General features: G+C 58.4%; 19 protein-coding genes and 4 tRNA genes. 14 read left to right on the top strand and 9 right to left on the bottom strand.

What is annotated here, in order from left to right; all coding sequences use genetic code 11:
* Genes ICA16_RS25055 through yacG form a run of 4 tightly spaced genes read left to right on the top strand, consistent with a single transcriptional unit; the run spans position 1 to position 2,909 of the window.
* Positions 1-1,218 carry a type II secretion system F family protein gene (locus ICA16_RS25055; protein ID WP_210701859.1) on the top strand — a complete coding sequence of 406 codons (1,218 nt, stop codon included), beginning with the start codon at positions 1-3 and terminating at the stop codon, positions 1,216-1,218.
* A gap of 1 nt (position 1,219) precedes the next feature.
* A complete protein-coding gene (locus ICA16_RS25050) occupies positions 1,220-2,092 on the top strand; it encodes a prepilin peptidase (protein WP_210554912.1) in 873 nt (290 codons plus the stop codon).
* On the top strand, positions 2,089-2,712 hold the full coding sequence (gene coaE, locus ICA16_RS25045; protein ID WP_150617376.1) for a dephospho-CoA kinase: 624 nt from the start codon (positions 2,089-2,091) through the stop codon (positions 2,710-2,712). The genes ICA16_RS25050 and coaE overlap by 4 nt, the downstream gene beginning before the upstream one ends.
* Entirely contained in the window at positions 2,709-2,909 is a 201-nt protein-coding gene (gene yacG, locus ICA16_RS25040) for a DNA gyrase inhibitor YacG (protein ID WP_042561115.1), read from the top strand. Before coaE ends, yacG begins: the two co-directional genes overlap by 4 nt.
* A 5-nt stretch (positions 2,910-2,914) precedes the next feature.
* On the opposite strand, the gene ICA16_RS25035 is transcribed toward yacG, so the two are convergent.
* Both ICA16_RS25035 and ICA16_RS25030 read right to left on the bottom strand, forming a co-directional pair.
* The gene (locus ICA16_RS25035) at positions 2,915-3,130 is read right to left on the bottom strand and encodes a hypothetical protein (protein WP_150602218.1); all 216 of its coding nucleotides are present in this window, start codon (positions 3,128-3,130) and stop codon (positions 2,915-2,917) included.
* A 65-nt stretch (positions 3,131-3,195) separates the two neighbouring features.
* Positions 3,196-3,885 (bottom strand): energy-coupling factor ABC transporter permease, encoded by a 690-nt coding sequence (locus ICA16_RS25030; RefSeq protein ID WP_210701858.1) that lies wholly within the window; start codon positions 3,883-3,885, stop codon positions 3,196-3,198.
* Between the two features lie 246 nt (positions 3,886-4,131).
* Here ICA16_RS25030 and ICA16_RS25025 point away from each other — a divergent pair, with 246 nt between their 5' ends.
* The 9 genes from ICA16_RS25025 (at position 4,132) to ICA16_RS24985 (ending at position 12,170) form a co-directional block, all read left to right on the top strand.
* The gene (locus tag ICA16_RS25025) at positions 4,132-5,586 is read left to right on the top strand and encodes a TrkH family potassium uptake protein (RefSeq protein ID WP_210701857.1); all 1,455 of its coding nucleotides are present in this window, start codon (positions 4,132-4,134) and stop codon (positions 5,584-5,586) included.
* A gap of 104 nt (positions 5,587-5,690) precedes the next feature.
* Positions 5,691-6,686 (top strand): TRAP transporter substrate-binding protein, encoded by a 996-nt coding sequence (locus ICA16_RS25020; protein ID WP_150597108.1) that lies wholly within the window; start codon positions 5,691-5,693, stop codon positions 6,684-6,686.
* A gap of 73 nt (positions 6,687-6,759) precedes the next feature.
* Positions 6,760-7,392 carry a TRAP transporter small permease gene (locus ICA16_RS25015; RefSeq protein ID WP_150602215.1) on the top strand — a complete coding sequence of 211 codons (633 nt, stop codon included), beginning with the start codon at positions 6,760-6,762 and terminating at the stop codon, positions 7,390-7,392.
* Complete coding sequence (gene dctM / locus ICA16_RS25010) at positions 7,389-8,672, top strand: C4-dicarboxylate TRAP transporter large permease protein DctM (protein ID WP_150602214.1); 1,284 nt, start codon at positions 7,389-7,391, stop codon at positions 8,670-8,672. The genes ICA16_RS25015 and dctM overlap by 4 nt, the downstream gene beginning before the upstream one ends.
* Before the next feature lie 58 nt (positions 8,673-8,730).
* On the top strand, positions 8,731-9,357 hold the full coding sequence (locus ICA16_RS25005) for a DUF1780 domain-containing protein (RefSeq protein ID WP_007909887.1): 627 nt from the start codon (positions 8,731-8,733) through the stop codon (positions 9,355-9,357).
* Positions 9,354-9,881 (top strand): MOSC domain-containing protein, encoded by a 528-nt coding sequence (locus tag ICA16_RS25000; protein ID WP_210554907.1) that lies wholly within the window; start codon positions 9,354-9,356, stop codon positions 9,879-9,881. The genes ICA16_RS25005 and ICA16_RS25000 overlap by 4 nt, the downstream gene beginning before the upstream one ends.
* Positions 9,882-9,932: 51 nt before the next feature.
* Positions 9,933-10,106 (top strand): DUF3094 family protein, encoded by a 174-nt coding sequence (locus tag ICA16_RS24995; protein WP_042561123.1) that lies wholly within the window; start codon positions 9,933-9,935, stop codon positions 10,104-10,106.
* Between the two features lie 63 nt (positions 10,107-10,169).
* Positions 10,170-11,468 carry an NAD(P)/FAD-dependent oxidoreductase gene (locus tag ICA16_RS24990; RefSeq protein WP_150602212.1) on the top strand — a complete coding sequence of 433 codons (1,299 nt, stop codon included), beginning with the start codon at positions 10,170-10,172 and terminating at the stop codon, positions 11,466-11,468.
* 294 nt (positions 11,469-11,762) lie between these two features.
* Positions 11,763-12,170, top strand: coding sequence for an HvfA family oxazolone/thioamide-modified RiPP metallophore (locus ICA16_RS24985; RefSeq protein ID WP_150595326.1), 408 nt, complete (start codon positions 11,763-11,765; stop codon positions 12,168-12,170).
* Between the two features lie 135 nt (positions 12,171-12,305).
* Here ICA16_RS24985 and ICA16_RS24980 read toward each other — a convergent pair.
* The 7 genes from ICA16_RS24980 to rluD all read right to left on the bottom strand — a co-directional run bounded on the left by ICA16_RS24980 (position 12,306) and on the right by rluD (position 17,392).
* Positions 12,306-12,382, bottom strand: a tRNA-Pro gene (locus ICA16_RS24980).
* 94 nt (positions 12,383-12,476) lie between these two features.
* Positions 12,477-12,552: transfer RNA gene (locus tag ICA16_RS24975), tRNA-Lys, on the bottom strand.
* Between the two features lie 5 nt (positions 12,553-12,557).
* Positions 12,558-12,634: transfer RNA gene (locus tag ICA16_RS24970), tRNA-Pro, on the bottom strand.
* A gap of 9 nt (positions 12,635-12,643) precedes the next feature.
* Positions 12,644-12,719: transfer RNA gene (locus tag ICA16_RS24965), tRNA-Asn, on the bottom strand.
* 296 nt (positions 12,720-13,015) lie between these two features.
* A complete protein-coding gene (gene clpB, locus ICA16_RS24960; protein WP_210701856.1) occupies positions 13,016-15,580 on the bottom strand; it encodes an ATP-dependent chaperone ClpB in 2,565 nt (854 codons plus the stop codon).
* Positions 15,581-15,710: 130 nt separating this feature from the next.
* Positions 15,711-16,433: a peptidoglycan editing factor PgeF gene (gene pgeF, locus ICA16_RS24955; RefSeq protein WP_210701855.1), complete on the bottom strand. Its 723-nt coding sequence runs from the start codon at positions 16,431-16,433 to the stop codon at positions 15,711-15,713.
* Entirely contained in the window at positions 16,430-17,392 is a 963-nt protein-coding gene (rluD, locus tag ICA16_RS24950; protein WP_042561128.1) for a 23S rRNA pseudouridine(1911/1915/1917) synthase RluD, read from the bottom strand. Before rluD ends, pgeF begins: the two co-directional genes overlap by 4 nt.
* A 151-nt stretch (positions 17,393-17,543) precedes the next feature.
* Between rluD and ICA16_RS24945 the strand changes: the two genes are divergently transcribed.
* Positions 17,544-18,560, top strand: a complete 1,017-nt coding sequence (locus ICA16_RS24945; protein WP_150617369.1) for an outer membrane protein assembly factor BamD — start codon at positions 17,544-17,546, stop codon at positions 18,558-18,560.
* Positions 18,561-18,593 lie beyond the last annotated feature (33 nt).

Raw genomic sequence — 18,593 nt, 5'->3', positions numbered from 1 at the left:
ATGGCAGTCGAGGCAGCGAAAATCAGCGTCTACGCCTGGGAAGGCACGGACAAGAAAGGCAGCAAACTCAGCGGTGAATTAAGCGGGCAGAACCCGGCACTGATCAAGGCTCAACTACGCAAACAAGGGATCAATCCGGGGAAGGTGCGCAAAAAAACCGCCTCGTTTTTCAGCTTCGGCAAACGCATCAGGCCCCGCGACATCGCCCTGTTCACGCGGCAGATGGCGACCATGATGAAGGCTGGCGTGCCGCTGCTGCAGTCGTTCGACATCATCGGTGAGGGCTTCGAAAACCCGGCCATGCGCAAACTGGTCGACGAGGTGAAACAGGAGGTCGCCGCCGGCAACAGTTTCGCCAACGCCCTGCGCAAGAAGCCGCAATATTTCGATGAGTTGTATTGCAACCTCGTGGATGCCGGCGAACAGTCCGGCGCCCTCGATACGCTGCTGGAACGGGTCGCAACCTATAAGGAAAAAAGCGAAGCCCTCAAGGCCAAGATCAAGAAAGCCATGACCTACCCCACCGCCGTGGTGCTGGTTGCAGCCGTGGTAACCGGGATTCTGCTGGTGAAAGTGGTGCCGCAGTTCGAGTCGGTTTTTTCCGGTTTCGGTGCAGAGTTGCCTGGGTTCACCCTGATGGTCATCAGCCTCTCGGAATTCATGCAGCAATGGTGGTGGGCGATACTCGTTGCTCTGGTGGCCGCTTTTTTCGGCACCCGCCATGCGCTGAAAAAATCCCAGGCGATGCGCGATCGCAAAGACACCTGGCTATTGAAGCTGCCGTTGGTAGGCACGCTGATGTACAAATCCGCCGTTGCACGCTTCGCCCGGACCTTGTCGACCACGTTTGCTGCCGGCGTACCGTTGGTGGAAGCGCTCGACTCGGTGGCCGGCGCCACGGGTAACGTGGTGTTCAAGCGTGCGGTATTGCGCATCCGCCAAGACGTTTCCACGGGCATGCAGTTGAATTTCTCCATGCGCACCACCGGGGTTTTCCCCAACATGGCGGTGCAGATGACTGCCATCGGCGAAGAGTCCGGCGCGCTGGACGAGATGCTCGCCAAGGTCGCCGGGTTTTACGAGGACGAAGTGGATAACATGGTCGACAACCTCACCAGCCTCATGGAGCCGTTCATCATGGTCGTCCTGGGGGTGATTGTCGGCGGTCTGGTGGTGGCGATGTACCTGCCGATCTTCCAACTCGGCTCAGCGATCTGACATGCCTATCGACGAACTGTTTGCCCTGTACCCACTGGCCTTTGTCTTCACCGCGTTGCTGCTCGGTCTTATCGTCGGCAGCTTTCTCAATGTGCTGGTCTGGCGCTTGCCGAAAATGCTCGAACGCGATTGGCGCCAGCAGGCGCAGGACGTACTCGGTCTACCCGGCGAAACGCCGCAGCCCACTTACAACCTGATGCTGCCGCACTCCGAGTGTCCGCACTGCGCACATCGAATTCGTGCGTGGGAAAACATTCCGCTGCTCAGTTATCTGTGGCTGCGCGGGCGCTGCTCCGCGTGCGCAGCGCCCATCAGCAAACGCTATCCGCTGGCCGAACTGAGTTGTGGACTGCTTTCAGCGTTTATCGCCTGGCATGTGGGTTTTGGCTGGGCGGCCTGTCTGTTGATCTTCCTCACCTGGGGCTTGCTGGCGATGAGCCTGATCGACACCGAGCATCAATTGTTGCCCGATGTGCTGGTGCTGCCATTGTTGTGGCTGGGGCTGATCGTCAACAGTTTCGGGCTGTTCGTGCCGCTGCACGATGCCATGTGGGGCGCGGTGGCCGGTTATATGGCGCTGTGGTCGGTGTTCTGGCTGTTCAAACTGCTGACCGGCAAGGACGGCATCGGTCACGGTGATTTCAAGCTGCTGGCGCTGCTCGGCGCCTGGGGTGGCTGGCAGATTCTGCCGCTGACGATCCTGTTGTCTTCGCTGGTGGGAGCGATTATCGGGGTGATTTTGCTGCGTGTGCGCGAGCAGAAAACCTCGACGCCGATCCCCTTCGGACCTTATCTGGCAATTGCCGGCTGGATTGCCTTGCTCTGGGGTGGTCAAATAACCGACTTCTATTGGCAGTTTGTCGGTTTGAAATGAATACCCCTGTGGAAAAACCCTGGATTCTCGGCCTGACCGGCGGCATCGGCAGCGGCAAAAGCGCCGCGGCCCAGCACTTCATCGACCTTGGCATCCATGTGGTCGACGCTGATCACGCAGCACGTTGGGTGGTCGAGCCGGGGCGCCCGGCGCTGGCCAGGATTGCCGAGCACTTCGGCGCTGGCGTGTTGCAGGCTGACGGCACGCTGGATCGCGCCGCCCTGCGCAAGCTGATCTTCGAAGTCCCGGAGCAGCGCCGCTGGCTCGAAGCCCTGCTGCATCCGTTGATCGCCGAGGAAATCGCCCATCATCTGGCGCAGGCAAAATCGCCCTATGCGATTCTGGTTTCGCCGCTGTTGATCGAATCCGGGCAGTACGCGATGACCCAGCGAATCCTGGTGATCGACGCTCCGCAACAACTGCAGATCGAACGCACCTTGCAGCGTGACCAGACCAGCGAACAGCAGGTTCAGGCGATCCTCAAGGCCCAGTCGAGCCGTGAAGACCGCGTGAGCCGTGCCGACGACGTGGTGGTCAACGACCGCGACCTCGCCTGGCTGCACAGCGAGGTCGAGCGCCTGCATGACTTTTACCTGACTTTAAGTGGAGGCCAATCATGAGCCAGATCCCAACCGTAGAATGCCCAACGTGTGGCGCCCCCGTGGAATTCACGCCGGATAACAAATTCCGGCCGTTCTGCTCCGATCGCTGCAAACTGATCGACCTCGGCGCCTGGGCCTCCGAAGAGCACAAGATCCCGGTCGCACCGGATGCCGAGGATGAACTGTTTTCCGGCGATTTCGATCCGCGCCACTGATCCCGTCAGGGTCGCATGAAGCCGTAGTCCTGATCGTCGTCGAGGTTTTCCGCCAGAAAGCGCAACTCGTCGGCCAAGTCTTCGGCGTTGCGCACGGTCTTGCTCTGTTGCACCACCGCACTGAGCAAGGCGCGCAAGCTCAAACCCGGGTCAAAACCTACTTCTTGCGCCATCTCCAGACTCTGCCGGGTTTGCTGCCGCGCCCACTCGTAAACACTCATGCTGCCACTCCTGAAGGGATTTGGCCGAGCATGAAATGCCGCGCGCGTGGCGGGTTTGATATGGATCAAGACTTGGGGTCGTCGTCCTTCCAGGGTGCCGAAAGGTAGCGCGTGCGATTGAACGTCTCCAGCCATTCCGGGCTGAACACCACCAGTGCGCTGACCACCATGCCGTTGATGAAAGCCTCGGGGAATATGATCAGCCACAGGTAGCCGATAAAGTCTTCCAGCCATTCGGGCATGGCAAACAGGCCGTCGTACCAGAGCAATGTCAGGCTCAGCAGCAGACACAGCAACGCCGACAGCGCGGCGGCGAGAAACCCGGAGCAGAAGATGTACACAAAAGGATTGCGTGGCTGGGCGCGCTCGACGAGGATCGCCACGCACTCGGTAATCAGCACCGGCAGCAGAATGAACAACGCACCGTTGACCCCCAGCGCCGCGAGATCCTGGCGCCCGAGCAGCAACAGACCGACCTGCGCCACCAACCCGCCGACAATCGCCAGCGGCCAGTCCAGTAGCAACGTCACCGCCGTCATGCCAATGAAGTGATAAGACACTCCGGTGTCGAAATCTCGGCGCACCAGCCACAACAGAAACAACGCGAACACCGTGCCGAACAACAGATGCTGGCGACGGCTGTCACTGAACAATTCGACCCAGGGAGCACGAACAATCGCCCAGAGCAGCACCGGCAGGTAAATCAGCCATCCGAGCGTCAGGCTTGTGGATGACAGCAGTTCGGCGCCGATCATAGGTGAGCCTTCGCTGACGCCTGGGGCCACGCCAGCCGAAGATCGAGCAGCAACACTGATATATTTTTCACGCGGATCTCCCGTCGAGACAGATCTCAGTCTATACCGCCGTTTGCGACTCGCCGTGTCACGCTTCTGCGCGTGGCGTGCAGTAAATACGGAGGAAAGAAAAAGTTACGAAAACTTTACGGGACGAGACAACAGGCCCGCCGATACTGCGCGGCGCTAACAAAACAGGCGTTATCTATGTCCATTGCGGTAGTACGGCTCATCAGCTTCATTCTGGGAATTATTCTGATCACGCTGGCGGTGAGCATGCTGATACCGATGCTGACGCTGGTGATCCATGATCGCAAAGATGATATGTCGGCCTTCCTGTGGTCGAGCTTGATCACAGCGCTTTGCGGGCTGCTGATGATTAACAAGGGTCGCCCCGAGAACGTTCATTTGCGTCCTCGCGATATGTACATGCTGACGACCGCCAGTTGGGTGGTTGTGTGCATATTCGCCGCATTGCCCATGGTGCTTATCCAGCACATCAGCTACACCGATGCGTTTTTTGAAACGATGTCAGGCATCACCACGACTGGATCGACCATCCTCACCGGGCTGGACACGGCATCTCCAGGATTGCTGATCTGGCGATCGATGCTGCATTGGCTGGGCGGGATCGGCTTCATCGGCATGGCGGTGGCTATCCTGCCATTACTGCGGGTCGGGGGCATGCGGCTATTCAAGACTGAATCATCCGACTGGTCGGAAAAGGTCACGCCGCGCTCCCATGTCGCCGCCAAATACATTCTGGGGCTTTATATCGGGCTTACCGGTCTTGCCACGCTGGCCCTGTGGATAGCAGGGATGACGCCGTTCGAAGCCATCAACCATTCAATGTCATTGATTTCCACAGGAGGATTTTCGACCTCCGATGCCTCGCTCGCACATTGGACGCAACCGTCCATTCATTGGGTGGCGGTCGCTATCATGATTCTGGGCAGCCTCCCTTTCACGCTGTATGTGAGCATGCTTCGCGGCAACAAACGGGCCTTGTTCAAAGATCATCAGGTACGCGGGTTCATTGGCTTTTTGCTCATTACCTGGGTGCTGGTCGGTACCTGGCTGTGCTTGCACAGCGAGTACGGCTGGTGGGAAGCGTTCCGGATCGTGGCGGTCAACGTGACATCGGTGGTCACGACGACCGGCGTAGCGCTGGGGGATTACACGTTATGGGGCAGTTTTGCCGTATTGCTGTTCTTCTATCTGACCTTTGTCGGAGGCTGCTCCGGTTCCACCGCTGGCGGTCTTAAAATATTCCGCTTTCAAGTGGCCGGCACACTGCTGATGGGCAGTCTGAATCAATTGATCCACCCTCGCGCCGTGATCCGAAAAAAATACAACAAACACCCCATCGACGAAGACATCGCCCGCTCGCTGCTGACGTTTTCATTCTTTTTCACCATCACTATCGGGGCGATCGCCATGGGGTTGGCGCTCATCGGCCTGGACTGGACAACTGCATTGAGTGGCGCGGCTACCGCCGTCTGCAACGTCGGGCCTGGCGTTGGCTCGATCATTGGCCCGGCGGGTAATTTTTCCACACTGCCCGATGCTGCCAAATGGCTGCTGACTGTCGGCATGCTTTTGGGAAGACTGGAGATCCTCACCGTCCTGGTGCTGCTCACACCGGTTTTCTGGAAATACTAGTCTCGACAACCCTTTGAGATTTATTGCCTAGACTCCTCTTGTCCACCGTGCAAACGCTTTTGAGCCATGAACCGCACGAGAACTAAAACAAGAGGAACATCTCAATGCTTAAATCATTGCGCAACGCGGTCGTCTGCGCCCTCGCGCTGGGCGTATCGGGCCTGGCGCTGGCGGCCGATCCAATCGTTATCAAGTTTTCCCATGTCGTCGCCGAGCAAACGCCCAAAGGCCAAGGCGCCCTGCTGTTCAAGAAACTCGTCGAAGAGCGTCTGAAGGACAAGGTCAAGGTTGAGGTCTACCCGAACTCTTCGCTGTTTGGCGACGGCAAGGAAATGGAGGCACTGCTGCTGGGTGATGTGCAGCTCATTGCACCGTCGCTGGCCAAGTTCGAACAATACACACCGAAACTGCAGCTATTCGACTTGCCGTTCCTGTTCAACGACATCTCGGCCGTCGACCGTTTCCAGCGCAGCCCTCAAGGCCAGGAACTGCTCAAGTCGATGGAAAGCAAGAACATCACAGGGCTGGCTTATTGGCACAACGGCATGAAGCAGCTGTCCGCCAACAAGAAGCTGGTTGTACCGGGCGATGCCCGGGGTCTGAAATTCCGTGTACAGGCGTCGGCGGTACTGGATGAGCAATTCAAAGCAGTGAAAGCCAACCCGCGCAAGTTGAGCTTCGCCGAGGTGTATCAGAGCTTGCAGACCGGTGTGGTGAATGGCGCGGAAAACCCTTACTCGAACATCTTCAGTCAGAAAATGCACGAGGTGCAGAAGTTCATCACTGAATCCGACCATGGCTTGCTCGACTACATGCTGATCACCAACACCAAGTTCTGGAATGGCCTGCCGCCGGATGTGAGAACCGAACTGGACAAGATAATCGTCGAGGTTACCGCCCAGGTGAACAAAGACGCCGAGAAGCTCAACCAGGACGCCAAACAGCATATCGTCGACGCCAAAACCACTGAAATCATCCTGCTGACTCCGGAACAACGCGGCGAGTGGCGTGAAAAAATGAAGCCGGTCTGGGCGAAGTTCGAAGGTGCTATCGGCGCCGACCTGATCAAGGCCGCCGACGCCTCGAACCAGGCTCAGTAAATCTGCCCGCGTGTGCTGCCTCAAAGGGGCGGCACCTGTTTCATTGTCGTCACTCGATCGGGAGCAGCCATTCATGAATGCCTTGCGGCGCATCTGGGACCACTTCGAGGAAGGCTTCATTGTTTTCCTGTTGGCGGCAATGACGCTGGTGACGTTCGTTTACGTCATCCTGAACAACCTCTATAGCGTTTTCTACAGCTTCGCCGAGCAATGGCAAGGCGCCAGTGAATCGTTATTCGCAATTGGCGACAGCATCATGGGAATGGCCCAGGCCATGACGTGGAGCATCGCGTTGACCAAAGCCCTGTTTGCCTGGCTGATCTTTTTTGGCCTGTCCTATGGCGTGCGCACTGCCGGGCATATCGGTGTCGATGCCTTGGTGAAGCTGGCAAGCAAACCGGCTCAGCGCATCATCGCCATCATTGCCTGCCTGTGCTGTCTCGGCTATGCGGGGCTGCTCAGTGTCAGCAGTTTCGAATGGATTCAAACGTTGTTCATCGCCGGTATCGGCGCTGAGGATCTCGGTCACTACGGCATCATGCAGTGGCACATCGGGCTGATCGTGCCAGTCGGTTTCGCTCTGGTGTTCATTCGCTTTGCCGAAATCCTCGTGCGCATCGTGCAGAACCGTCAAACCGGCCTGGGCCTGGCCGATGAAGCCGCAGATGCGCTGAAACTGACCGACCATGAGGATGACAAGAAATGACCATTCTGTTCCTCTTCGTCGCCCTGTTCGTGCTGATGTTCATCGGTGTACCGATCGCCATTTCCCTAGGTTTGGCCGGCTCGATGACGATCATTCTGTTCAGCCCCGACTCCGTGCGCTCACTGGCCATCAAGTTATTCGAGACATCCGAGCACTACACGTTACTGGCGATCCCGTTCTTTTTACTGGCCGGTGCGTTCATGACCACGGGCGGCGTCGCGCGACGCCTGATCGACTTTGCCAATGCGTGTGTCGGTCATATTCGCGGCGGCCTGGCCATCGCAGCCGTCCTCGCGTGCATGTTGTTCGCCGCGCTGTCCGGCTCGAGCCCTGCAACGGTCGCGGCCGTAGGTTCCATCGCAATTGCGGGCATGGTTCGCTCCGGTTATCCACAGGCGTTCGGTGCCGGCATCGTGTGCAATGCCGGCACGCTGGGCATTCTCATTCCGCCCTCCATTGTCATGGTGGTGTACGCCGCTGCGACGGAGACTTCGGTCGGCAAACTGTTCATGGCCGGAGTCATACCGGGTTTGCTGCTGGGTACTTTCTTGATGATTGCCATCTACATCGTCGCCGTCAGGAAAAACCTGCCCGCCATGCCTCGAGCCACCGTTCGTGAATGGTTTACGGCAGCACGCAAAGCCATCTGGGGTCTGTTGCTGATGGTCATCATCCTGGGTGGCATTTACTCAGGAATGTTCACCCCGACCGAGGCGGCGGCAGTGGCGGCGGTCTATTCGGCATTCATTGCACTGTTCGTCTACAAGGACATGACCTTCCGTGAAACGCCGAAAGTGCTGCTGGAATCCGCCAAGCTGAGCATCATGCTGATGTTCATCATCGCCAATGCCATGCTGTTCGCTCATGTGTTGACCACCGAGCAAATTCCGCAACAGATCACCGCCTGGGTCATCGGCGCGGGGCTGACGCCGGTGACTTTCCTGCTGGTGGTGAACATCGTGTTACTGGTGGCGGGGGCGTTCATGGAGCCCTCGGCAATCATCCTGATCCTGGCGCCGATCCTGTTTCCGATTGCCGTGCAGTTGGGGATCGACCCGATCCACCTGGGCATCATCATGGTGGTGAACCTGGAGATCGGGCTGATTACCCCGCCCGTGGGGCTGAACCTGTTCGTCACGTCGGCGGTGACAGGCATGTCGCTGGGTGCCACCATCCGTGCCGCGATGCCTTGGCTGATTATCCTGTTACTGTTCCTGATCTTGATAACCTATGTACCGTGGATTTCGCTGGCCCTGCCAAACTGGCTGGGGATGACGTAACCGGGAAGAGTTGTTCCTGGCCACTACTTCGATCACATTTGAACGCTAAGCTTGGCCTATGGATGACTCAGATTACTTACGCCTGCTGACCATCGCGGCCGAGCAGGCCAACGCATTCCTGTCCAATGCCCGCAAATGGGAGCGTGAGCGTTGGGTCTGCCAGCGCCTGCTGCAAGGCCTGAACATTCCTTATCGCGCCGACGAGTTCGCGCCTGCCGGCGAGCCGCCGGACGTGCTGTTTCGCGACGCCAACTTCGAAGTATTCTTCGTCCTCGACGAGGGGCGCAGGCTTAACGACGAATGGCGCGATGAACTGCAACGTCGGCGCAGCGCATTTTCCCTCAGTCAACTGGTGCGCCGCGAAGCCAAGCCGAAGCGGATTCCGGCCAATGAATTCCTCTTGCGCCTCGCCCCGACGCTGCGCAAAAAAGCCCACAACTACAAGGAACGCGGCATGGATCTGGGCGAACTGGACATCATCGCGTTCGCCAGCCTCAAGCGCGAAGTGCTGGACCTCAACAGCCACTTTCCACCGCCAACCGAATATCTGCGTCAGGGCTGGCGCTCGCTATCCCTCGTCGGCCCGACGTTCGCCCGCGTGCTGTTTGCGCACCCCGATGCACCGGACTTTCTGCGCAGTAACCTGGGGCGCAGCATCGTCTTCGATGTAGGGATCAGCCTGTGACGCCGCTGCAGCAATTGATCGCCGATGTCCCGCAAACCGGCACGGTGCGCTGGATCGGCGTGCGCCCCGAATCCCGTGGACCGATGCTCGAACTTGATGCCGTTGAGGCACGCCTTGAAGCCGGACTGACCGGCGACCACGCCCGCCCCGGGGTGCGCAATGCGCGGCAAGTGACGCTGATTCAGTGGGAACATCTGGCGGTGATCAGCGCATTGATGGGGCGACCACACGATCAACCGGTAAAACCTGAAGATCTGCGGCGCAATCTCGTTATAAGCGGGATCAACCTGTTCAGCCTCAAGGGCCGGCGCTTTCGTATCGGTCAGGCGATTTTTGAAACAACCGGCTGGTGCCAACCCTGCGCACGCCTGCAGAACAACCTCGGCCCCGGCACCTTTCAAGCGGTGCGCGGGCATGGCGGAATCACCGCGCGGGTGTTACAAAGCGGGATCATTCGCCTCGACGATAGCCTGTCTGTCGAACCGGTACCGGACAGCGGCTATGCTGCGTTCAACCCCGGTTGAAAACCGCTGTAGCTTCTGCACATTCAGCAACGTCTACCTGACGAGGCCTTTATGACCAGCCGCCTGAAACCCGAAGACCAAAAGCATGTCGAAGAGTACCTGCAACTGTCCCAACACCGTGTCGAGCGCCGGCCTTTCAGGCCGTGGATGCTCCTGGTGCTGGTGCTGGCAGTGACCATTGGTCTGGGCCTGTTGAGCCGATTTATCAGTTACCTGACGCTATGAGCAGCATCGCGCTCGCTCGGGTAACCGCACCGATTTCCTTTAAAAACCTTGCGAGTTATCCCCATGTCCCATCGTATTGTTATTGTCGGCGGCGGCGCCGGCGGTCTGGAGTTGGCTACCCGTCTGGGTAAGACTCTGGGCAAGCGCGGCACGGCCAGCGTGATGCTGGTCGACGCGAACCTGACGCACATCTGGAAACCGCTGTTGCACGAAGTAGCGGCTGGATCGCTGAACTCCTCCGAAGACGAACTCAACTATGTTGCCCAGGCCAAATGGAACCACTTCGAGTTCCAGCTGGGGCGCATGAGCGGGCTTGATCGCGCCGCGAAGAAAATCCAGCTGGCCGCCACCTACGACGAAAACGGCGTCGAACTGGTGCCAGCCCGCGAAGTGGCGTATGACTCGCTGGTGATCGCAGTCGGCAGTACCACCAACGATTTCGGCACTCAGGGCGCGGCGCAGCACTGTCTGTTCCTCGACACCCGCAAACAGGCCGAGCGCTTCCACCAGCAACTGCTCAACCACTATCTGCGCGCACATGCCGGACAAACCGATGTGATCCAGCAGATCAGCGTGGCCATCGTCGGCGCTGGCGCTACCGGCGTCGAGCTGGCGGCAGAACTGCACAACGCCGCGCATGAACTGGCAGCGTACGGCCTCGACCGCATCAAACCGGAAAACATGCACATCACCCTCATCGAAGCCGGGCCGCGGGTGCTGCCTGCCCTGCCGGAGCGCATCAGCGGGCCGGTGCACAAGACCCTGGAGAAACTCGGGGTCAACGTGATGACCAACGCGTCGGTCAGCGAAGTGACGGCCGACAGCCTGATTACCGCCGATGGCAACGAAATCAAGGCCAGCCTGAAAGTCTGGGCGGCGGGCATTCGTGCACCGGGTTTCCTCAAGGATATCGATGGCCTGGAAACCAACCGCATCAATCAACTGCAAGTGCTGCCAACTTTGCAGACCACCCGCGACGAAAACATCTTCGCGTTCGGCGATTGCGCCGCATGCCCGCAACCTGGCTCCGACCGCAACGTGCCGCCGCGTGCGCAAGCCGCGCACCAACAGGCGTCGCTGCTGGCCAAGTCGCTGAAACTGCGTATCGAAGGCAAGACCCTGCCGGAATACAAATACACCGACTACGGCTCGCTGATTTCGCTGTCGCGCTTTTCGGCTGTGGGTAACTTGATGGGTAACCTGACTGGCAGCGTGATGCTTGAAGGCTGGCTGGCGCGGATGTTTTACGTGTCGCTGTATCGCATGCACCAAGTGGCGCTGTACGGGCCGTTCCGCACGGCGATGCTGATGCTAGGCAGCAAAATTGGTCGCGGGACTGAGCCGCGTCTGAAGCTGCATTGATGCAACATCTGTAGGAGCTGCGGCACGCTGCGATCTTTTGATCTGGCTTTTAAAGATCAGGATCAAAAGATCGCAGCCTCGTTTCACTCGAATGCTCCTACAGGGTTTGAGGGTGATCTGGAGAGATGTGTCTGACTGTATCCTCCCCCGCCATCCCCACCTTCGCTTACAAACGCCCCGCTCCACGACACAGACGCGATACACCACCACCGCCTAATGGCCCCACCCGAGCACACCTGCTCCGGCGGATCGTCCTTAACGTGTGGTTGCGCTGTGCAACCGTAGGAGAATGCAATGTCCCATCACTCGACTCTCGGCAAAAAATCCATTGGCCTGTTCGGCGCAGCGCTGGCAGGAGGTCTGATGCTGTCCGGCTCGGTATTCGCCGCGCAGCCGCTGGCTCAGGGCTATATGGTCGCTTCAGCAGAAACCTCGGTAAAAACCCCGGAAGGCAAATGCGGTGAAGGCAAATGCGGCGATGCCTCGATGGCCAAGACTGACAGCGATGGCGACGGCAAAGTCTCACGCGCTGAATTCATCAAAGTCGCGCCGAAGTCAGATTTCGACAAGATCGACACCAACCATGACGGCTTCATCGATGAGCAAGAGGCCTACAACAACGTGAAAGCCAACTTCGAAGCCAACGGCAAGAAAATGCCCAAGGGCCTGTTCGAACACCTGAAAGATCAAGACGGCGCCTGAGTCGGCCTTGGACAAAGCCGCGACTTCCTTTGGAAACGCGGCTTTTTTACGCCTCAAACAACCACTGTTGCTGTTGCGCTTATAAATTGCGGACAAAAAAAATCCCCGTATCTTTCGATACGAGGATTTTTAATATGGTCGGGGTAAGGGGATTCGAACTCCTGACATCCTGCTCCCAAAGCAGGCGCGCTACCGGACTGCGCTATACCCCGGTAAAAAAAAGGCGACCTTTCGATCGCCTTCTTCGATCAGCGCTTTTGGCCTCTGATCTTAAGATTCGATCCCAGCGTTAACTGGTTTCAAAAATGGTGGGTCGTGTGGGATTCGAACCTACGACCAATTGGTTAAAAGCCAACTGCTCTACCAACTGAGCTAACGACCCAAAAATGGTCGGGGTAAGGGGATTCGAACTCCTGACATCCTGCTCCCAAAGCAGGCGCGCTACCGGACTGCGCTATACCCCGGTTTGAAATTGGCTCCGTGACCAGGACTCGAACCTGGGACCCAATGATTAACAGTCATTTGCTCTACCGACTGAGCTATCACGGAACTACATATTTCAATTTACAACGGTGAAACTTGAAGCTTTCAGACTCCGTTCGCATCGCTGCGTTCGTGTGTCTGAGGCGCGCTATTCTACAACCTAGAACACCTCTGTCAACCCCCTAAATCGCTTTCAAGTTAATGATTTGCAACTTATTTCAGATTTCCGCTCAGTGAGCTGAAACCCTTGTGGGTGACTGACTGCGGGGCGCACTTTACAAGCCTTTTCCTTTCAGTTCAACAGCCTGGCGAAAAAAAGGCCTCGCAATGCGAGGCCTTCCTTATTTCATTGACGCTGCGGATCAGTTGAAAACGATTTCATCGTTCTCCACTGCGCCTGTTGCTGTCGCGCCAGGCAGGAAATGCCCCGACAGGATCAGTTGCGCCAACGGGTTTTCGATCCAGCGCTGGATCGCCCGCTTCAGAGGACGTGCGCCATAGACCGGGTCGTAGCCGACGGCTATCACCTTGTCCATCGCTTCCGGGCTCAGTTCCAGCTTCAGCTCGCGCTCGGCCAGACGGCTGCGCAGGCGGCCCAACTGGATCTCGGTAATACCCGCGATCTGATCCCGCGCCAAAGGCTCGAAGATCACCACCTCGTCGACCCGGTTGATGAACTCCGGACGGAAGTGCGAAGTCAGCGCATCCATGACTGCCGCACGTTGTGCCTCACGATCACCGACCAGCTCCTGGATCTGCGACGAGCCGAGGTTAGAGGTCATGACAATCACGGTATTGCGGAAATCGACCGTACGGCCATGACTGTCGGTCAGGCGACCATCCTCAAGCACTTGCAGCAGAATGTTGAACACATCCGGATGCGCCTTCTCGACTTCGTCCAAGAGGATCACCGAGTAAGGCTTGCGCCGCACCGCTTCGGTCAGGTAACCGCCCTCTTCGTAACCCACGTATCCCGGTGGCGCACCGATCAGCCGAGCAACGGAATGTTTCTCCATGAACTCGGACATGTCGATCCGCACCATCGCCTCTTCAGTATCAAAGAGGAACTCGGCGAGTGCCTTGCACAGCTCGGTTTTACCGACACCGGTCGGGCCGAGGAACATGAACGAGCCGCTCGGACGATTCGGGTCGGACAACCCGGCGCGCGAACGACGCACCGCATTGGAAACCGCCACGACTGCTTCTTCCTGACCGATCACGCGCTTGTGCAACAGGCTTTCCATCTTCATCAGCTTGTCGCGCTCGCCTTCGAGCATTTTCGAGACAGGGATGCCGGTCCACTTCGACACGACTTCCGCGATCTCTTCCTCAGTCACCTTGCTGCGCAGCAACTGGTTTTCGCTCTTGCCGTGCTGGTCGACCATTTGCAGGCTGCGTTCCAGATCCGGGATGACTCCGTACTGCAACTCCGCCATGCGGTTCAGATCGCCTTTGCGGCGCGCGGCTTCCAGTTCCTGACGGGACTGTTCAATCTTCTGCTGAATCTGTGCAGAACCCTGCACCTCGGCTTTTTCCGAGTTCCAGATTTCTTCCAGGTCCGAGTATTCGCGCTCGAGACGGACGATTTCTTCCTGAAGTTTTTCCAGGCGTTTCATCGCCGCTTCATCGCTTTCTTTCTTCAGTGCCTGAGATTCAACTTTCAGCTGAATCAAACGGCGCTCCAGACGATCCAGCACTTCCGGCTTGGAATCGATCTCCATGCGGATGCGGCTGGCGGCCTCGTCGATCAGGTCGATGGCCTTGTCCGGCAACTGCCGATCCGTGATGTAACGGTGGCTGAGCTTGGCTGCCGCAATGATCGCGCCGTCGGTGATCGCGACTTTGTGGTGAACCTCGTAACGCTCTTTGAGGCCACGCAGGATCGCGATGGTGTCTTCTTCGCTCGGCTCTTCAACCAAGACTTTCTGGAAGCGCCGCTCGAGGGCCGCATCCTTCTCTATATATTGGCGGTACTCGTTGAGCGTGGTTGCGCCAACGCAATGCAACTCGCCGCGAGCCAGCGCAGGCTTGAGCATGTTGCCCGCGTCCATGGAGCCTTCGCCCTTACCGGCGCCGACCATGGTGTGCAGTTCGTCAATAAACAGAATGATCTGCCCTTCCTGCTTCGACAGCTCATTGAGCAGCGATTTCAGGCGCTCTTCGAACTCACCGCGATACTTGGCACCGGCAATCAGCGCGCCCATATCGAGGGACAGCAGACGCTTGCCCTTGAGGCCATCCGGCACTTCGCCATTGATGATGCGCTGGGCCAGACCTTCGGCAATCGCGGTTTTACCCACGCCAGGTTCACCGATCAGCACCGGGTTGTTCTTGGTGCGACGCTGCAGAACCTGAATGGTGCGACGGATTTCGTCGTCACGGCCGATCACCGGATCGAGCTTGCCGTCTTCGGCGCGCTTGGTCAGGTCGACGGTGTATTTATCCAGCGCCTGACGCGACTCTTCGTGGTTGGCGTCGTTGACGGCTTCGCCACCGCGCAGGTTGTTGATCGCGTTTTCCAGGGCTTTCTTGCTCACGCCCTGGCCGAGCAACAGCTTGCCGAGCTTGCTGTTTTCGTCCATCGCAGCGAGCAACACCAGTTCGCTGGAAATGAACTGATCGCCCTTCTGCTGGGCCAGACGATCAGCCTGATTGAGCAGGCGCGCCAGATCCTGCGACATATTCACGTCGCCAGTCGGGTTCTGGATTTTTGGTAATTGATCGAGCTCTTTGGTCAGCTCTTTTCGCAGGCTGTTGACGTCGAAGCCTACTTGCATCAACAGAGGTTTGATCGAACCACCCTGCTGTTCAAGCATGGCCTGCATCAAGTGCGCCGGCTCGATGGCCGGATGATCGTGGCCGACAGCCAACGACTGGGCGTCGGACAAGGCCAACTGTAATTTGCTGGTTAAACGGTCTATACGCATGGGTCACCTTCCTTTTGAGCAGGCCGGACCTAAAAACCATCCTGAATAAAGAAACCTGCCAGATACCACTGTAGATGCGGTCGATTCTGCGAGATTCAAGCGGCGGAGAGTTGATGCAGGTCAGGCAAGTCTAGCGGGTGAGCCAGATAAGGGAGGCGAACCGACCAGTGCGAGATGCACGGCGGTAAGAAAAGAAGCGCGGGTCGGTCACGGTGCAGAAACCGCCACCATAAACAGCAGTGACACCACGGGCTGCCAGACGCAGGCGCGCCAGCATGTAGATGTCAGCCATGAACTTGCCGGCATTGTCGCTCGGTACGAACGCTTCTGCTGCTTCAGGCAGTTGATTGATGAAGACTTCCCGCACTTCCGGGCCGACTTCAAAGGCTTTCGGGCCAATGGCTGGACCGAGCCAGACCAGCACCTCTGCAGCCGGAACATCGAGGCTGTCGAGAGTTGCCTCAAGCACGCCCGCCGCCAGACCACGCCAACCGGCATGGGCTGCGGCAACGCGAGTACCCGCGCGATTGCAGAACAACGCCGGCAAACAATCTGCGGTCATTGCGGTGCAGGCAATACCGGGCGTTGCAGTCCAGCTGGCATCGGCAGTCGCAACAATGCCTGGGTCAGCATGTGCCACGGCAATCCCGTGAACTTGCTGCAACCAGGCAGGCTTTATAGAGAAGTGATCGGTCAGACGCCGACGATTCTCGGCAACCGCCTCGGGACGATCATCAACATGATCGCCCAGATTGAGGCTGTCGAACGGCGCCTCGCTGACACCCCCCTCGCGGGTGGTGACACAGGCCTTGACGCTGGCCGGCGCAGGCCAGTCCGGCGTCAGCCAGTTCATCCGATGAAGGCCTCGCGATCCTGTTTGAGCAGGGTCAGCAGCCAGACGAAATCTTCCGGCAACGGCGATTCCCAGCTCATGCGCTGACCGGTCGTCGGATGATCCAGCTCAAGGAAACGCGCGTGCAGTGCCTGACGCGGGAATTGCTTGAGGGTTTCGACCATGTTCACGTTTGCAGCTGGCGGAATGCGGAAGCGACCGCCGTACGCCGGATCGCCGACCAACGGGAAGTTGATGTGCGCCATGTGCACGCGAATCTGGTGAGTACGACCGGTTTCCAGTTTTACCCGCACGTGAGTGTGGGAACGGAAACGCTCCAGCACGCGATAGTGGCTGACGGCAGGCTTGCCGCCCTCCATCACCGCCATGCGCTGGCGCTGCTGGCCGTGACGACCGATCGGGGCGTTGATCTTGCCCCCGGCGGTGACAACACCAATCACGATGCACTCGTAGATCCGGCTGACGCTGCGACTCTGCAATTGAGTAACAAGCTTTGTCTGCGCCTGAATGGTCTTGGCCACCACCATCAGACCGGTGGTGTCCTTGTCCAGACGATGCACGATACCGGCGCGCGGGACATTGATGATGTCCGGCACGTGGTGCAGCAAGGCGTTGAGCAAGGTGCCATCGGCGTGACCGGCAGCCGGGTGCACCACCAGGCCCGCAGGCTTGTTGATCACCAGGATGTCGTCATCTTCGTAGACGATATCGAGTTCGATGTCCTGGGCGATCCACTCACCCTGAGCTTCCTGCTCGGCAGTCAGTTCAAGGATGGCACCGCCATGAACGATGTCGCGCGGGCGGATGACCGCCCCGTCCACAGTCAGGCGACCTTCTTTGATCCAGGCGGAAAGGCGCGAGCGAGAGTGCTCAGCGAAGAGTTGGGCAGCGACTTGATCGAGGCGTTGGCCGCCCAATTCGGACGGCACCTCTGCGCGAAGTTCAATTTTATCGGACATGCTCTGACTGTGCGTCGGCACAGCTTTTGGTTTCGGCTGCGCGCTTGTGGTTAAATACGGCGTCTTTTGCCCCGAGGCTTTTCAACGGGGCGCTCATCATAACAGGACGGCCCCGCCCAAGACAGCGGCCGTCATAGGGACGCAAGCCGCCATGCAAGTGAAACACCTGCTGCTGATCGCCATCCTCGCATTGACCGCTGCTTGCTCATCGAAGGAAGTCGTAGACGAAAACCTGAGTGAAGCCGAGCTGTATCAGCAGGCTCAGCAGGACCTGGACAACAATAGCTACACCAGCGCCACAGCCAAGCTGAAGGCTCTGGAGTCGCGTTATCCATTCGGTCGCTACGCCGATCAGGCACAACTCGAACTGATCTATGCGAACTACAAGAACGCCGAGCCGGAAGCTGCAAAGTCTGCCGCCGAGCGTTTCATTCGTTTGCATCCGCAGCACCCGAACGTGGATTACGCGTATTACCTCAAGGGTCTGACTTCCTTTGACCAGGACGTCGGCCTGCTGGCGCGCTTCCTGCCGCTGGACATGACCAAGCGTGACCCGGGCGCTGCCCGCGACTCCTACAACGAGTTCGCCCAGCTGACCAGCCGCTACCCGAACAGCCGCTACGCGCCGGACGCCAAGCAGCGCATGATCTACTTGCGCAACCTGCTGGCCGCCTACGAAATCCACGTAGCCGACTATTACCTGACCCGTCAGGCCTACGTCGCCGCCGCCAACCGTGGCCGTTATGTAGTGGAAAACTTCCAGGAAACCCCATCGGTCGGCGACGGCCTGGCGGTGATGACCGAGGCTTACCAGCGTCTGCACCTGGACGAACTGGCCAACACCAGCCTGGAAACCCTGAAGCTCAACTACCCGGATCACCCGACCCTGCAAGACGGCCAGTTCGTGCCAAGGGTTGCAGAAGCCGACAACCGTTCGTTCCTGAGCAAGGCGACCCTCGGTCTGATCGAGTCGCGTCCGCCGCTGCCGCCGGGAGAGACCCGCGCCAACCAGGACGTGCAGAAGCAGTATCAGGACGCGAAAGATTCGATCCCGAACGAGCTCAAGCCTAAAGACGAGAACGGCGACGTGATCGAAGAGCCGGAGCCGGAATCTACCGACACCGACCGCTCGTGGTTCAGCTACATGACTTTCGGCGTGTTCGACTGATCACACCGGATGTACAGAAAAGGGAGATCTTCG

The sequence above is a fragment of the Pseudomonas anatoliensis genome (assembly GCF_017976235.1).
Taxonomy (GTDB): domain Bacteria; phylum Pseudomonadota; class Gammaproteobacteria; order Pseudomonadales; family Pseudomonadaceae; genus Aquipseudomonas; species Aquipseudomonas anatoliensis.
This window is presented reverse-complemented; position numbering and strand designations above follow the sequence as displayed.

Coding starts and splice junctions, on each gene's coding strand:
- ICA16_RS25055 (WP_210701859.1), top strand. CDS start 1: ATGGCAGTCGAGGCAGCGAAAATCAGCGTCTACGCCTGGGAAGGCACG.
- ICA16_RS25050 (WP_210554912.1), top strand. CDS start 1,220: ATGCCTATCGACGAACTGTTTGCCCTGTACCCACTGGCCTTTGTCTTC.
- coaE (WP_150617376.1), top strand. CDS start 2,089: ATGAATACCCCTGTGGAAAAACCCTGGATTCTCGGCCTGACCGGCGGC.
- yacG (WP_042561115.1), top strand. CDS start 2,709: ATGAGCCAGATCCCAACCGTAGAATGCCCAACGTGTGGCGCCCCCGTG.
- ICA16_RS25035 (WP_150602218.1), bottom strand. CDS start 3,130: ATGAGTGTTTACGAGTGGGCGCGGCAGCAAACCCGGCAGAGTCTGGAG.
- ICA16_RS25030 (WP_210701858.1), bottom strand. CDS start 3,885: ATGATCGGCGCCGAACTGCTGTCATCCACAAGCCTGACGCTCGGATGG.
- ICA16_RS25025 (WP_210701857.1), top strand. CDS start 4,132: ATGTCCATTGCGGTAGTACGGCTCATCAGCTTCATTCTGGGAATTATT.
- ICA16_RS25020 (WP_150597108.1), top strand. CDS start 5,691: ATGCTTAAATCATTGCGCAACGCGGTCGTCTGCGCCCTCGCGCTGGGC.
- ICA16_RS25015 (WP_150602215.1), top strand. CDS start 6,760: ATGAATGCCTTGCGGCGCATCTGGGACCACTTCGAGGAAGGCTTCATT.
- dctM (WP_150602214.1), top strand. CDS start 7,389: ATGACCATTCTGTTCCTCTTCGTCGCCCTGTTCGTGCTGATGTTCATC.
- ICA16_RS25005 (WP_007909887.1), top strand. CDS start 8,731: ATGGATGACTCAGATTACTTACGCCTGCTGACCATCGCGGCCGAGCAG.
- ICA16_RS24995 (WP_042561123.1), top strand. CDS start 9,933: ATGACCAGCCGCCTGAAACCCGAAGACCAAAAGCATGTCGAAGAGTAC.
- ICA16_RS24990 (WP_150602212.1), top strand. CDS start 10,170: ATGTCCCATCGTATTGTTATTGTCGGCGGCGGCGCCGGCGGTCTGGAG.
- ICA16_RS24985 (WP_150595326.1), top strand. CDS start 11,763: ATGTCCCATCACTCGACTCTCGGCAAAAAATCCATTGGCCTGTTCGGC.
- clpB (WP_210701856.1), bottom strand. CDS start 15,580: ATGCGTATAGACCGTTTAACCAGCAAATTACAGTTGGCCTTGTCCGAC.
- pgeF (WP_210701855.1), bottom strand. CDS start 16,433: ATGAACTGGCTGACGCCGGACTGGCCTGCGCCGGCCAGCGTCAAGGCC.
- rluD (WP_042561128.1), bottom strand. CDS start 17,392: ATGTCCGATAAAATTGAACTTCGCGCAGAGGTGCCGTCCGAATTGGGC.
- ICA16_RS24945 (WP_150617369.1), top strand. CDS start 17,544: ATGCAAGTGAAACACCTGCTGCTGATCGCCATCCTCGCATTGACCGCT.